A 14,103-nucleotide genomic window follows, 5' to 3' on the forward strand; every position below is an offset into this window, starting at 1 on the left:
CCCATGATTCGCGCCGCTGCTTTCGTCACCCTTTGCGCCTTGTGCACGTCACCGGCGCTCGCCGTCGAAATGGTGCGTCTGCCCGACGGCGCCGCCGCGAAATACGCTCCGGCGCCGGCGAGCCTGCCGAAGGGCACGCTGCTCGCCACGATCCAGGGCGATCCGTCGAAACCCGGTCCCTTCGCGCTGCGCATCAAGTTCCCGCCACATACCGTGGTCGCCCCGCACACCCATTCGGCGGACGAGACGCTCACGATCTTTTCAGGCGTGCTGCGGCATGAAATGGGCGAAAAGCTCGATATGGCCGCAGGCGAGAAGGTCGGCGCCGGGGGCTTCGTCTACCTGCCGGCGAACATGCCGCATTCGGTGTGGACGGAGGACGAGCCGGTCGAATTGCAGGTGACGGGCACGGGGCCGTTCGGGCTCAATTACGTCAATCCGGCGGACGACCCCAGCAAGACGCATTGATCCGCCCGCGTCGCCAGGACGGGGCGAAGGCCGGAGGCGCGGATGAGCAACGACAAGACCCCCCTCGGCGACGAATCCCTGATGTCGGTCGCCGACCTCAAGGCCTGTGTCTCGAGGGTCGAGGCGGCCAAGGAGGCGCAGGAGCATGAGGTCGAGGAGGAGGTCGCCAAGGCGCGGCGCGAGCTGATCGACAGGCTGACGCAGCCGATCGAGCTCGACCACGCGAAGCTCGAGACGTTCAAGAGCCGCCTGCGCGACGCCGCGATGCGCGGCGAGCACGAGCTCATCATCATCCGCTTCCTCTCGCAGATGTGCCCGGACCACGGCCGCGCCGTCAACGTGACCGAGACGGACTGGCCCGGCGCGCTCGTCGGCCAGCCGCGCCAGCTCTACGAATGCCGGAAGGAGCATCTGCAGCCGCTCGGCTACGGGCTCGAGGCGATGATCGTCGAGTGGCCGAACGGCGTTCCGGGCGGCGTCGGCATGTTCGCCACCTGGAAATAGGATTTAGAGCCGCCAGCGCGGCTGGACGGACGCCGATAAGCAAAGAGCATCCGATGAGCAAAGAACATAAAGAACATAAAGAACATAAAGCGAAAGACGAATCGCGCGAGCGGGCGCAGGACGAGGCGCCGCAGGAGAAAGCCGACGCGCCGTCCGACGGGCGCATGAAGCGCAAGGTCTATGAGCCGGAGCTCGAAAAGCTGCAGGTCGAGCTCGTCGAGCTGCAGGAATGGGTGCGGCGCGAAGGCCGGAAAGTCTGCGTCGTGTTCGAGGGCCGCGACGGCGCCGGCAAGGGCGGCGTCATCAAGGCCATCACCGAGCGCGTCAGCCCGCGCGTGTTTCAGGTCGTGGCGCTGCCGGCGCCGACCGAGCGCGAGCGCTCGCAGATGTATCTGCAGCGCTATATCCCGCATCTGCCGGCGGCCGGCGAGGTGATGATCTTCGACCGCAGCTGGTACAATCGCGCCGGCGTCGAGCGGGTGATGGGGTTTTGCACGCAGGATCAGGCGAAGCAGTTTCTCGAAGGCGCGCCGGCGATGGAGAAGTCGATCGTCCAGTCGGGCGTCATCCTTCTCAAATACTGGCTCGAAGTGTCGCCGGACGAGCAGACGCGGCGGCTGCAGCAGCGCATCGACGACGGCCGCAAGATCTGGAAGCTGTCGGACATGGATCTGAAGTCCTACAGCCGCTGGTATGACTATTCGCGCGCCCGCGACGACATGTTTCTTGCGACCGACACGCCCTGGGCGCCCTGGTTCGTCGTCCGCTCCGACGACAAGAAGCGCGCGCGCCTCAACATCATTCGCCACCTCTTGAGCCGCATCCCCTACGAACCGGTCAAGCGCCGCAAGGTGACGCTGCCCGAGCGCCAGAAGGCGGAGGGCTACAAGGAGCCCGACTATCCGTACAAGTGGGTGGAGGAGGCGTATTGAGACGCTGAGATAATTGATTTTTTATGCGCTGCTCACGTATGATATACTACTTAGATAAAATTATTAATTTTATATTTGATAATATAATTTATCTGATGCTTGGGAGGAAGCGGTGGGCAGTCAGCCGGCTAGTGCTCAGAACGAGAAGAAAGACGCATCCCCGCCATGGGTGGAGATGGTCAAGCTGGTTCCGTCCTTATTATGGTTCGGTTTGGCGCTCGCTGCTTTGCTTGTATTCGCTAAGCCTGCCCTAAGACTGCTCAACGAAGGCCGAATTACCAAGGTTGGCGTTGGAATCGTCGAAGTTGACATAGCCCAAGAGGCGCTAGCGAACATCAAAGCAGGAGCAGGTATTCCGAAAACTGCAGCCGAGTTTAAGCCAATTGCCGATCGTGCGAAAAATATTCAAGAAAAATTGACAGGGTCGTATGTACTTTGGGTTGATGATAATAATCCGTCTCAGAACGTACAGGAACGGCGTGCTCTCGAAAGCTTCGGTATCAAATTTGATTTAGCCTCGTCAACAGACGAAGCCGTAAAATGGTTGGATCGGGCGCATTACGACGCTGTAATTTCTGATATCAGCCGCCCTAATGAGCCTACCAACAATAATCCTTGTTTCGCTGCTCCGCAGCCTGCTGGGGCAGGATGCGCAATGACGAAGACCATCTATGAAAAGTTTGGCGACGATATGCCGCCAATAATATTTTACTCGGCGAATTTTCCAAAGGCGGCCGGTACACCACCCTATTCGCTTGGTGTCACGGACCGAGTAGATCAACTTTTCGGATTGGTTTTTGATGCGCTTGAGCGGCGCAAAATGGATGAAGCTGCTCCATAAACAACTCCCTCCCATCGTCGCCGATCTCATACCCGCCCTTATTGCCACCGCCGGCGAGCGCGTCTCCTGCCACTTCTTTGAATTCTTCACGACGCAGATCAGGAATCCGCACACGTGCCGCGCTTAAGAGCACAGCGCGCGAGAATTCTTTGACTCGACCGCCCGCGCAAGCATGGCGGCTCTGCGCCATGTGCGTCGCGACGAGCCTGCCTGATAAGAACGTCTACTGCCCCCCGCCGCCGTGCTCGTCGGCCCATTCGATCCCGGCCTGAACCTGCGGCGGCGCCTGCCGGATCAGCTCCATCGCCCGCTCGCGGCGGCCGCCCTTGTTCGGCGTCGCCTCGCGTAGCGAGGCGAGCGCCTCGTAGAGCGAGCCCATCGCCCGCTCCATATTGCCCTGACAGGCGCGCGCCGGCTGCGCCGAAAGCGCGAGCGCCGCGACGGCGCCGCCTGCGGCGAGCCGGCCGAGGTTTCTCCGCGCCTGGTCGACGTCGTCCATACGGAAATCCTCCCTGCATGGGCGACGCGCCCGGCGTCCGTCCGTCAGAAAGCGTAACGCAGAATCGCCGCGAGGTCGCCGCCGCCCGGAATGTCGGCGCGCCGTCCGGCGAGCACCTTCGCGCCGCTCTCCAGCGCGCGCCTGGCGATCTCGTCGACGACGCCGTAGTTCACCGCGTCCGCCGCCGGCGCGAAGCTCGCTTCGCCGGTCGTCTCGTCGACCGTTCCGGGAATGACGGCGTCCATGTCGACGATCAGCGTGTCGATCGCGCCGAAGGTCGCCGCCTTCGCCGCCTGCGCGACGTCGCCGGTGGCCCGTCCATGCGCCGCGCGCTCGGCGTAGAGGTCGGCGAGCGCCTTGATCTCGCCGGCGTAGACCTGATCGAGGATCGGCCGCGCGGCGCTTGCGAGCTCATGGTCGGGCGCATGGTCGGCGCTGCCGGGAATGACCTCGGCGGCGACGTGCGGATAGGAGCAGACGCTGCGGAAGATCGAGGCGAGCGGCTCGCTGGCCGCGACGATCAGCGGGCGCTCATGGCCGGCGAGCACCGGGCGCAGCGCCTCGTCGACGGCGCGCGAATAGCGCGTGAGCAGGGCGTGCTCGCTCGTGCCCTCGCCGCTGCGCATGTCGCCCGAGCGCTCAAGGTGGCTGCGCCGGCCGATCGCGGCGGCGGCGTCCTTCGGCATGCCGGGAACCTTCGCCTCGTGCGGCGGCAGGTCGGCGGAGACCTCGACGAGGCGCGTCGCGCCGACGCTGATCGCCAGCACATAGGCGTCGTGCGGGAAGGTCACGGCGCGGATCAGCGGCTTCAGCAGGAAGCGGTCGGCCACCTCGGCGACGTTCGAGAGCTTGTTGGCGAGCCGGAAGGTGCGGATGCGCTCGGGAGTGACGAAGATCGCGAGGCTGTTCGCCTGATAGGCCCAGAAGTCGTCGTCCTCGATCAGCGCGCCGACGCTCTCCTCGATCGGCCAGATCGAGCGCTTGTCGATCCCCGCCTGCTCCATCTCGGCCACAGCGGACTTCAGCAGGTTTTTCAGCTCGATCCGGTCGGCCTTGGCGTCCTGGGTCAGCGGCGTGGCGCGCAGATAGATCGAGACGGCCGGCGAGCCGCGCCAGGCGGCGAGCTTCTCGATCTCGGCGCGGGTCGGCAGGTCGATATGCAGCATGGAGAACTCCGGATGGCGCGCGTCGGGCGGGCCGAACGCGCGGCGAGGCGGCGAGGGAGCGAAGCGTCGCGCAGATGCGCGGCGCGGCGGGGCAGGGGATGCTTGGGGAACTCGGCGCGCGCGGTCCTTGATCGCGCTCAAATCTGCGCCCGCGATCAGGCGGCGCCCACCGCATAGGCGCGCCGCCATTCGACGAAGGCTTTCACGCCCTCCTCGACGGACGTCGCCGGACGATAGCCGGTCAGCTCCTGCAGCAGCTTCGTCGAGGCGTAGGTCAGCGGCACGTCGCCCTGCTGCATGTCGAGCATGTTGCGCTCGGCCTTGAGCCCGGTCGCGGCCTCGACCGCGGCGATGAAGTCGAGCAGCCCGATCGGCCGCTCGGCGCCGATGTTGACGACGCGCCAGGGCGCGACCGGCGACAGGCTGTCGAACGGCGGCGGGGCGCCCTCACGCGCGTCAGGCGCCGACGGGACGCACGGCAGCAGGCGGGCCATCGCCTCGACGAGGTCGCCGACATAGGTGAAGTCGCGCTTCATGTTCCCGTGGTTGTAGACGTCGATCGGTCGCCCCTGCGTCATCGCGTCGACGAACTTGAACAGCGCCATGTCGGGGCGCCCCCACGGCCCGTAGACCGTGAAGAAGCGCAGCATGGTGACGGGAATTGCGAAGAGATGGGCGTAGGAATGGGCCATCTCCTCGTTGGCCTTCTTCGTCGCGGCGTAGAGCGTCAGCGGATGGTCGGCGCGGTCGGTCTCGTGAAACGGAATCTTCGCGTTCGCGCCATAGACGGAGGAGGTCGAGGCCATCAGCGCGTGGCGCGGCGGGGCGGCGCGCATCGCCTCGAGGAGATTGAAGGTCCCGGCGAGATTGGCGTCGAGATAGGCGCGCGGGTTCTCGAGGCTGTAGCGCACGCCGGCCTGCGCGGCGAAATGATAGACCGCGTCGAAGCCCGCGCCATAGAGGCGTTTCAGCCCGTCCATGTCCTCGAGCTGGAGGCGATGGCTCGAGAAGCGCGGATTGCGGCGCAGGATCTCGTCGCGCCGTCGCTTGAGCTGCGGGTCGTAATAGGGCGTGAAGCCGTCGAGCCCCGCGACCTCATGGCCGTCGGCGAGCAGCCTCAAGCACATGTGAAAGCCGATGAATCCGGCGCTGCCGGTGACGAGGACGCGCATCTGCGACAACTTGGGAAAATCCGGGAAATTGACCGTGGACTGGAACGGGCCTAAACCAGCCCGCGACGCCATCTGAAGCTCACTCGCATATTTTCCGCTTCATCGCCAAGCTTTTGGCCGTCTTTCCGACGGGCGCGCCAGGTTTTTCCCGACAGGCGCCGTCGAACGGGCGTTTGACCGGCGTCAATAAGGAAGCCTCAGCTTGCGGTAGGCTCTCTGGAAAGGTTACAAAAGGCGCAACCGGCGTCTGACATCATGAGCTTCGAGCGGATTCGTCCGGACATTCGGGGCCAAGGTCCGGATCAGAAGGGAACGGAGCCAATGGAGTATCGGCGCTTCTTCGACGACGCGATCTCGAAGTTGAAAGGCGAGCGGCGCTACCGCGTGTTCGCCGATCTCGCGCGCGACGCCGAAACCTATCCGCGCGCCGTGTGGCGCCGCGACGGCCTTCCCCAGACCGACGTCACCGTCTGGTGCTCCAACGATTATCTGTGCATGGGCCGCCACCCCAGGGTGATCGAGGCCATGCGGGAGGCCGCGGCCTCGCACGGCGTCGGCGCCGGCGGCACGCGCAACATCTCCGGCAACAATCATCCGATCGTCGAGCTCGAGGCCGAGCTCGCCGACCTGCACGGCAAGGAGGCCGGGCTCGTCTTCACCTCGGGCTGGATCTCCAACCTCGCCGCCATCTCGACCATCGGCGACCTTCTGCCCGACTGTCTGATCCTCTCCGACCAGCTCAACCACAACTCGATGATCGAGGGCGTGCGGCGCTCGAAAGCCGAGCGGAAGGTTTTCCGGCACAACGACCTCGCCCATCTCGAGCAGCTGCTCGCCGAGGCCGGCGAATCCCGCGCCAAGCTGATCGTGTTCGAGAGCCTCTACTCGATGAACGGCGACATCGCGCCGATCAACGCCATCGCCGACCTCGCCGAGCGCTACAACGCCATGACCTACATGGACGAGGTGCACGCCGTCGGCCTTTATGGCGCGCGCGGCGGCGGCGTCGCCGAGCGCGAGAACGCGATGGCCCGCATCGACGTCATCGAGGGCACCCTGGCCAAGGGCTTCGGCACGCTCGGCGGCTACATCACGGGCGACGCCCCGCTCATCGACGCCGTGCGCTCCTACGCGCCGGCCTTCATCTTCACGACCTCGCTGCCGCCGGCGGTGGCGACCGCCGCGCGCACGGCGGTGAGCCTCCTCAAGCAGGCCGAGGGCGTCGAGCTGCGCGCCCGCCATCAGCGCCAGTCGACGCTGACCAAGCACGCCCTGTCGGCGGCCGGCCTGCCGGTGATGCCGAACCCCTCGCATATCGTGCCGGTGCTCGTCGGCGACGCCGAGCTGTGCAAGGCCGCGACCGACCTGCTGCTCGACCGCCATTCGATCTATATCCAGCCGATCAACTATCCGACCGTCGCGCGCGGCACGGAGCGTCTGCGCATCACCCCGAGCCCGATGCATTCGGACGCCCATGTCGCCGAGCTCGTCGAGGCGATGGTCGACGTCTGGTCGACGCTGGGGCTGCCCTTCGTCGAGACGCCGAAAGTCGTCGAGTTCCGCCGCCCCGAGCATGCGGAGCACGCTCACGCGCATGGCGGCTACGCCTATGAAGAGCGCGCGGCGGCCGACGCGCAGTGCACCTTCCCGGAGTTCTTCAAGAAGGCGGCGGAGTAGCCGCCGCCCGCCTGCGGCGCGGCCGCGGCGCTTAGATCGCGATCCCGTTCTGCTGCGCAAGCTGGCGCAGGTCCGTCTGCGGACGCGCGCCGAGGTGCTGGATGACCTCGGCCGCCGCCAGCGCGCCGAGCTTCGCGCATTCGCCGGCCGGGCGCCCGCGCACATGGCCGGCCAGAAATCCGGCGGCGAACAGGTCGCCCGCGCCCGTCGTGTCGACGACGTCTTCGACCGAAAAGGCCGGAACTTCGACGACGTTTCCGCCGCCGACGACGACGCAGCCCTTCTCCGAGCGCGTGACGACGCTGAGGATGTTCTCGGCCTCGAGCGCCGCCAGCGCCGTAGCGAAATCCGCCGTCTCGTAGAGCGAATGCAGCTCGCTCTCGTTGGCGAACAGGATGTGGACGGCGCCTGAACGGATCAGCTCAAGGAATTCGCCGCGGTAGCGGTCGACGCAGAAGGCGTCGGAGAGGGAGAGCGCCGTCTGGCGCCCGGCGGCGCGCGAGATCGCGGCGGCCTTGCGGAAGGCGTCCTTGGCCGCCGGCGGGTCCCACAGATAGCCTTCGAGATAGGTCACGGCGGCGCCGGCGACGGTCTCCTCGTCGACGTCGTCCGACGTCAGATTCTGGCAGGCGCCCAGAAACGTGCTCATGGTGCGCTGCCCGTCAGGCGTCACGACGATGAGGCAGCGCGCGCTGGCCGCTCCGTCTGGCGCGGACGCCGTCGCGAAGCCGACGCCGGCGGCGCGGATGTCATGGGCGAACATGCCGCCGAGCTCGTCCGCCCTGACCTTGCCGATGAAGGCGGCGCGCGCGCCGAGCCCGGCGAGGCCGATGATGGTGTTGGCCGCCGAGCCGCCCGATACGACGGTCGTCTGCCCCATCGCCGCGTAGAGCTCATGGGCGCGCGCCTCGTCGATCAGCGTCATGCCGCCCTTGCGCAGGCCGTGCTTCAGGAGAAAGTCGTCGTCGGCGCGGGCGATCACGTCGACGATCGCATTGCCGATGCCGACGACGTCGTGGCGGAGGGCGTCCTTGGTCATGTCGATCTTTTTGCGGGAGCGGAGGAAAGAGGGCGCCAAACTAGCTCAAGCGGCGCGAGAGTAAACATGGGCGCGCCCATGTCGCGGGCTTGTCGCCGGCCGGCGCGAACGGAGCTATGCTCGCCGCGTCGTCCCACGCAGCACCGAATCGCCGCCATGCTTCCCACGCGCCTCTGGTCCGAAATGCGCTGGACCGACTTTCAGGCCGCCGACATGTCGCAGGTCATCGCCGTTCTGCCGCTCGCGGCGGTCGAGCAGCACGGGCCGCATCTGCCGGTCGGCGTCGACGCCTTTATCATGGAGGGCTATCTCGAGCGCGTGCGCCAACGCCTGCCGCCCGAGCTCCCCGTCCTGTTCCTGCCGACGCAGACGTGCGGCTGCTCCGTCGAGCACATGTCCTTTCCCGGCGCGCTGAGCCTTTCCGCCCCGGCGGCGCTGCGCGCCTGGACGGAGCTCGGCGAATGCGTGCATCGGTCGGGCTGCCGCAAGCTCGTCCTGCTCAATTCGCACGGCGGCAACTCGGCGCTCCTCACCCTCATCGCCCACGACCTTCGCGCGCGCCTTCGCATGTTCGTCGCCATGGCCTCGTGGAGCCGCTTCGGCGCGCCGGACGGCCTGTTCGACGAGGAGGAGAAGCTGCATGGCGTCCACGCCGGCGACGTCGAGACCTCGCTGATGCTGAGCTTTCGGCCTGACCTCGCGCGTATGGACGAGGCGGAGAATTTCCCGCCCGAGAGCCTCGCTTTCGAGGCCGAGTTCAACTGGCTGCGCGCCGGGCGCCCGACGGGCTTCGGCTGGATGAGCCAGGATCTTTCGCAAAGCGGGGCGATGGGCCGCGCGGATGAGGCGACCGCGCGCAAGGGCGAGGCCTGCGCCGACTATGGCGCGACCGCGTTCGTCGAGTTCCTGCAGGACGTCGAGGGCTTCGACCTCGCGCGGCTGCGCAAGGGGCCGCTCGACCCGGAGCCGTTCGACTGACGCCCGCTCAGTCGGCGAGCGGCTTCTCGAAGCGGATCGCGCTCGCGCCGTCCTCGTAGTAATCTTCGTGGCGGCCGAAGGCGACGTAGCCGGCGTTCTCGTAGAGCGCGATCGCGCGGGCGTTGTCGGCGCGCACTTCGAGCCGCAGAAGCGAGGCGCCGCGCGCCCTCGCCGCCCGCTCGCTCGCCCCGAGCAGGAAGCGCCCGAGCCCGCGCGCCTGCGCGACGGGATCGAGGGCGATGGAATAAAGGCGCGCCTTCGACGAGCGCTTGCGGAAGCCGACGAGGCTATAGCCGGCGATCGTCTCGCCGTCCTTTCCCTGCGCGGTCAGCGCCAGCATGAGCGAGGCGGGCGAGACGAGGAGCCGGCGCAGGCTGCGCCGCGACAGCCGGTCGCCGTCGAAAACGGCGTTCTCGATCCGCTCGATCTCGAGAAGGTCGTCGGCGCGCGCGAGGCGCGTCTTCTGGGCGCCGCAGAGCATTGACCCCGCCGCTAGTCCGCCCGCCAGGGATAGGTCCAGGTCTCGGTCAGCGCCTGCGAGCCGCGCCGCAGGAAGGCGCGCAGGTCGGTCGACTGGCCGGGATCGAGCTGCACGTCGATCGCCGCGCGGAAGCCGTTCACATGCGAATTGGGCACGAGGAAAGAGCGCACGATCTTTCCCTGGCTCGTCGAGGGCACGACCTCGACGAGCTGCGGATCGTCGGCGTAGAAGGGCAGCTCGCCGCCGCCGAAGTCGATGATGAAGCGCCGCGTGCCGGGCGCCGGCGCCTCCGTCGCGCCGAGCGCCGCCGCCGTCGTCTGATAGGTGTTGAGGACGCGTCCGTTGGGCGAGAGCCGCGCGGGATCAAGGGTCGCGCCGAGGCGGTAGGCGTAGGCGAACGGCTTGTTCGGCTCGAGCGAGGCCGCGGGGGAGAAGAAGGCGACGACGTTGTCGTTGGCTTCGTGTTCGGTCGGCAGCTCGACAAGGTCGACGTGGCCCTCGCCCCAGGAGCCGCGCGGCTCGACGAAATAGCTCGGGCGGCGCTCGTAGTTGAGGTCGAGGTCCTGGTAGTGGTCGAACGCGCGGTCGCGCTGCATCAGGCCGAAGCCCTTGACGTCGTTGGCGAGGAAGGATGAGGTCGACGGCCGCGTCGGGTTGCGCAGCGGGCGCCACATCCATTCGCCGGTCGCCGCGTGGATGAGCAGCCCGTCCGAATCATGGAGCTCGGGCCGGAAGTCCTCGTTGAAGCGATGGTCGTTCTCGCCGAGGAAGAACATCGAGGTGAGCGGGGCGAGGCCGAAGCGGACGCCGGCCTTGCGCGGAAACAGCGTCGTCGAGATCTCCATCGCCGATTCGACGCCGGGATAGAGATCGAAGCGATAGGCGCCGGTCGTCGAGGGGCTGTCGAGCAGGCCGAAGATGGCGATGCGGCTCGCCCCGTCCGCCGGCGTCTCGATCCAGAATTCGCGGAAGAAGGGAAACTCCTCGTCGTCTGTCCCCGAGCCGACGGCGAGGGCGCGCGCCGAGAGCCCGTAATGCTGGCCGCGTCCGAGGAAGCGGAAATAGCTCGCGCCGAGGAAGGCGACGACCTCGTCGAAGACCTTCGGCGAATTGAGCGGATAGTGCAGGCGGAAGCCCGCGAAGCCGAGGTTGACCGGCGCCGGCTTGTCCGGCTTCGCGCGGCCGTAGTCGAACAGCCCCGTCGTGAAGGGAATCGGCGTTGGCACGCCGTCGCGCAGCAGGTTGATCGTCACCGGGCGCTTGTAGAGATGGCCGAGGTGGAAGAGCTGCAGGCGGAACTGGCTGCCCGGCTGGTTCAGGAAAGCCTTGTCGGGCTTGAAGCGGATGTCCCGCCAGGCGTCGAAATCGAGCTTGGCGAAGGCGTCCGGCAGCGTCGGGACGGCGGCGTCGAAGGGGGCGGAGGCGAGGTCGCGCGCGCGGCGCACGACGTCGTCGAAATCGAACTGGGCGGGCGGCGCGGCCGCGGCGGGCGCCTCCGCCCGGGCGAGGCGCGGCGCGAGCGCCCCGCCGACGAGCAGACCATGAACGAGGGTGCGGCGGGTTAACGTCATCATGGCCTGCGGGAGAGGACGAGGGGAAGGCGAGCCTGCGTGGATATTCAAGCGAAATCGCGGCCGGCGCAGCTTCGGTTACCGGCGATTTTCGGGCGCCGCAAGGCCGCGGCGGCGCGCCATTCGGATTTTCTCTCGTTCCGGAGGCGTCGCTGTGGCTTTGACGCGACAGCCGCCATGACGGCGCCGGCACGCGCGAAAATTCATCAAAAAGCTCTTGCAATCGGCAGGGAAGCGCCTATTTCTCACTTTGCCCAAATCGCACGTGCCTGTGGTCGCGTGTCGGTTGGCGGGGATCCGGACAAGAGGCCGGTCAACCGCCATTAGGACCGACAGCCGGAGGCGAACCGGCGAACCCCGCCCAAACGGGGGACGCGACTTAAAGCAACGACGGACCGGGCTTTTTTGGTCTCTGTCAGCCTCCACAGCTGACTTACCGAAGAGGCTTGTCTTTCTTGCCGGGCGTGCGGAGAGGTCTTTCCCCTCCAATCGATGGCTTTTCTCGTCGCTGACGCGCGCGCTTGCGCTCGTCTTGCGGCGCGAACAGCCTACGGCGCAGCATCAGAGCGCTCCGCTCCACGAAGCTTCCGCTTCGTGGAAACGTGGTCGCTCGCGATTGGCGGGTCAACTGAACTCCCCGGCGTCTCCACAGCGTCGCGGAACCCTCAGCATCGCCATCACCCCGAAGCTTGTTCGTTCTGGCGCGCGAAGGCGCGCCCTTCGAAGGGATGCCGCGATGACCGATCGTATCCTTGAGTTCCTCCGCAACCGTCGCGAAGACGGGCCGTGCCTCGTGGTCGACCTCGAGGTGGTGCGCGACAATTACCTCGCCTTCGCCAGGGCGATGCCCGACACGCGCGTGTTCTACGCCGTCAAGGCCAATCCCGACCCGGCGGTCCTCGAGCTGCTCGCCGGCCTCGGCTCCTGCTTCGACACGGCCTCCGTCGTCGAGATCCAGCAGGCGCTCGCCGCCGGCGCGACCGCCGACCGCATCAGCTTCGGCAACACGATCAAGAAGGAGCGCGACATCCGCCGCGCCTACGAGCTTGGCGTGCGCCTCTATGCGGTCGACTGCGAGGCCGAGGTGGAGAAGGTCGCGCGCGCCGCGCCCGGCTCCAGGGTGTTCTGCCGCCTGCTCTGCGACGGCTCGGGCGCCGAATGGCCGCTGTCGCGCAAGTTCGGCTGCGACCCCGAAATGGCGCCGCGCGTGCTCGAGCACGCCCATCGCCTCGGCCTCGTCGCCTACGGGCTGTCCTTCCATGTCGGCTCGCAGCAGCGCGATCCGAAGATGTGGGACGGCGCGCTGAAGGCCGCCTCGACCATCTTCAGGGACCTCGCCGAGCGCGGAATCGTCCTGCAGATGGTCAATCTCGGCGGCGGCTTCCCGACCCGCTACCTCAAGGCGGTGCCGGGGGTGCGCGCCTACGCCCAGACGATCATGGACAGCCTGCGCTCGCACTTCGGCAACAAGATCCCGGAGACGATCATCGAGCCGGGCCGCGGCATGGTCGGCAACGCCGGCGTCATCGAGGCGGAGGTCGTGCTCATCTCGAAGAAGTCGGACGACGACAAGGTGAAGTGGGTCTATCTCGACATCGGCAAGTTCAACGGGCTCGCCGAGACCATGGACGAAATGATCCGCTATCCGATCCGCACGCCGTTCGACGGCGACGAGACCGAGCCATGCGTGCTCGCCGGACCGTCGTGCGATTCGGTCGACGTGCTCTACGAGAAGGAGCTCTACGCCCTTCCCGTGAGCCTCGAGATCGGAGCCAAGGTGCTGATCGAGGGAACGGGCGCCTATACGACGACCTATTCCTGCGTCGGCTTCAACGGCTTCCCGCCGCTGAAGTCCTACGTGATCTGACGGCGAACGGCTGAAACCTGACCGGCGCCCGCGTCCGCGGGCGCCGGACGACGCTCCCCCCTGCTTTTGTCCCGTACGGCCGGCCGGCCTCGCGGGGGCCGGCGCGGCGCGAGGGTTGTCGCGCATCCGACATAGCGCCTTCGGAGGGCCTGATGACCTTGGTTTCGATGTTTCACGCGCCCGCCTCGGCCCTTTCCGCCTTCGCCGCCCAGTCCGGACCCGCCGTCTTCGAGGAGACCTTGGCGGACGAGGACGCGCGCGAAGCCCTGCTCGACGCGGCCTTCGGTCCGGCGCGCTTCCTCAAGACCTGCGAGCGGCTGCGCGAGGGGCGCCTGCCGGCCGACGGCCTCGCGCTCGCCATGAAGGACGGAGGCCGGCTGGTCGGCACCGTGCGCCTGTGGCATGTCGAGGCCGGCGGCGTTCCCGCGCTGATGCTCGGGCCGCTCGCCGTCGACCGCGCCTGGCGCTCGCAGGGGCTCGGCGCGCGGCTGATGGCCGAGGCGCTCGAGCGCGCGCGCGAGCTCGGCCATGGCGCGGTGATCCTCGTCGGCGACGCGCCCTTCTATGCGCCCTTCGGCTTCTCGCGCCGCGCGACGCTCGGCCTTCAGATGCCGGGACCTGTGGAGGACGAGCGTTTCCTCGGCCTCGAGCTCGTCGGCGGCGCGCTCGCCGGGGCGCGCGGCCTCGTGCGCCCGACCGGCGCCTTCGCGCCGGTCGAGGCGGCCCTGCTCGCCGCCTGACGGAGGGCGGGCGCATATCCTGAAAGTCATCGCGGCGACATGTCGGAACGCGACAGTCGCCGCCATCTTGTCGGGGGGGGGGGGGGGGGGGGGGGGGGGGGGGGGGGGGGGGGGGGGGCCGCACGCCACCCGGCGCGGGGGGCGCCCCCCCCCAAGCGCCGGAAATCA

The 14,103-nt window shown here is 67.5% G+C and carries 14 protein-coding genes; 8 read left to right on the plus strand and 6 right to left on the minus strand.

Going from position 1 to position 14,103, the window contains the following annotated elements; all coding sequences use genetic code 11:
* Window positions 1-3: 3 nt before the first annotated feature.
* From ACE3OG_RS03040 to ACE3OG_RS03055, 4 genes are all read left to right on the plus strand, one after another.
* Window positions 4-468 (plus strand): cupin domain-containing protein, encoded by a 465-nt coding sequence (locus ACE3OG_RS03040; protein WP_374305976.1) that lies wholly within the window; start codon window positions 4-6, stop codon window positions 466-468.
* 42 nt (window positions 469-510) lie between these two features.
* A complete protein-coding gene (locus tag ACE3OG_RS03045) occupies window positions 511-972 on the plus strand; it encodes a hypothetical protein (protein WP_374305977.1) in 462 nt (153 codons plus the stop codon).
* A gap of 53 nt (window positions 973-1,025) precedes the next feature.
* Window positions 1,026-1,904, plus strand: a complete 879-nt coding sequence (gene ppk2 / locus ACE3OG_RS03050; RefSeq protein ID WP_374305978.1) for a polyphosphate kinase 2 — start codon at window positions 1,026-1,028, stop codon at window positions 1,902-1,904.
* Window positions 1,905-2,079: 175 nt separating this feature from the next.
* Window positions 2,080-2,745, plus strand: a complete 666-nt coding sequence (locus ACE3OG_RS03055; RefSeq protein ID WP_374305979.1) for a hypothetical protein — start codon at window positions 2,080-2,082, stop codon at window positions 2,743-2,745.
* A 223-nt stretch (window positions 2,746-2,968) separates the two neighbouring features.
* On the opposite strand, the gene ACE3OG_RS03060 is transcribed toward ACE3OG_RS03055, so the two are convergent.
* From ACE3OG_RS03060 to ACE3OG_RS03070, 3 genes are all read right to left on the minus strand, one after another.
* The gene (locus ACE3OG_RS03060) at window positions 2,969-3,244 is read right to left on the minus strand and encodes a hypothetical protein (protein ID WP_374305980.1); all 276 of its coding nucleotides are present in this window, start codon (window positions 3,242-3,244) and stop codon (window positions 2,969-2,971) included.
* 44 nt (window positions 3,245-3,288) lie between these two features.
* Window positions 3,289-4,410 (minus strand): hypothetical protein, encoded by a 1,122-nt coding sequence (locus ACE3OG_RS03065; RefSeq protein ID WP_374305981.1) that lies wholly within the window; start codon window positions 4,408-4,410, stop codon window positions 3,289-3,291.
* A 155-nt stretch (window positions 4,411-4,565) separates the two neighbouring features.
* Window positions 4,566-5,582, minus strand: coding sequence for an NAD-dependent epimerase/dehydratase family protein (locus tag ACE3OG_RS03070; protein WP_374306083.1), 1,017 nt, complete (start codon window positions 5,580-5,582; stop codon window positions 4,566-4,568).
* Window positions 5,583-5,903: 321 nt separating this feature from the next.
* On the opposite strand from ACE3OG_RS03070, the gene hemA reads away from it, so the two are divergent.
* A complete protein-coding gene (hemA, locus tag ACE3OG_RS03075) occupies window positions 5,904-7,259 on the plus strand; it encodes a 5-aminolevulinate synthase (protein ID WP_374305982.1) in 1,356 nt (451 codons plus the stop codon).
* 31 nt (window positions 7,260-7,290) lie between these two features.
* Here hemA and ACE3OG_RS03080 read toward each other — a convergent pair whose 3' ends face one another.
* Window positions 7,291-8,298: an adenosine kinase gene (locus ACE3OG_RS03080; protein WP_374305984.1), complete on the minus strand. Its 1,008-nt coding sequence runs from the start codon at window positions 8,296-8,298 to the stop codon at window positions 7,291-7,293.
* Between the two features lie 156 nt (window positions 8,299-8,454).
* Between ACE3OG_RS03080 and ACE3OG_RS03085 the strand changes: the two genes are divergently transcribed.
* The gene (locus tag ACE3OG_RS03085) at window positions 8,455-9,276 is read left to right on the plus strand and encodes a creatininase family protein (RefSeq protein WP_374305985.1); all 822 of its coding nucleotides are present in this window, start codon (window positions 8,455-8,457) and stop codon (window positions 9,274-9,276) included.
* A 7-nt stretch (window positions 9,277-9,283) separates the two neighbouring features.
* Here ACE3OG_RS03085 and ACE3OG_RS03090 read toward each other — a convergent pair whose 3' ends face one another.
* Both ACE3OG_RS03090 and ACE3OG_RS03095 read right to left on the minus strand, forming a co-directional pair.
* Window positions 9,284-9,757: a GNAT family N-acetyltransferase gene (locus tag ACE3OG_RS03090; protein WP_374305986.1), complete on the minus strand. Its 474-nt coding sequence runs from the start codon at window positions 9,755-9,757 to the stop codon at window positions 9,284-9,286.
* An 11-nt stretch (window positions 9,758-9,768) separates the two neighbouring features.
* Window positions 9,769-11,331 carry a glucan biosynthesis protein gene (locus tag ACE3OG_RS03095; protein ID WP_374305987.1) on the minus strand — a complete coding sequence of 521 codons (1,563 nt, stop codon included), beginning with the start codon at window positions 11,329-11,331 and terminating at the stop codon, window positions 9,769-9,771.
* Between the two features lie 733 nt (window positions 11,332-12,064).
* Here ACE3OG_RS03095 and ACE3OG_RS03100 point away from each other — a divergent pair.
* Both ACE3OG_RS03100 and ACE3OG_RS03105 read left to right on the plus strand, forming a co-directional pair.
* Complete coding sequence (locus tag ACE3OG_RS03100; RefSeq protein ID WP_374305989.1) at window positions 12,065-13,195, plus strand: type III PLP-dependent enzyme; 1,131 nt, start codon at window positions 12,065-12,067, stop codon at window positions 13,193-13,195.
* Between the two features lie 152 nt (window positions 13,196-13,347).
* On the plus strand, window positions 13,348-13,935 hold the full coding sequence (locus tag ACE3OG_RS03105) for a GNAT family N-acetyltransferase (RefSeq protein ID WP_374305990.1): 588 nt from the start codon (window positions 13,348-13,350) through the stop codon (window positions 13,933-13,935).
* Window positions 13,936-14,103 lie beyond the last annotated feature (168 nt).

Origin of the sequence: Methylocella sp., from assembly GCF_041905455.1 — a bacterium.
Classification (GTDB): domain Bacteria; phylum Pseudomonadota; class Alphaproteobacteria; order Rhizobiales; family Beijerinckiaceae; genus Methylocapsa.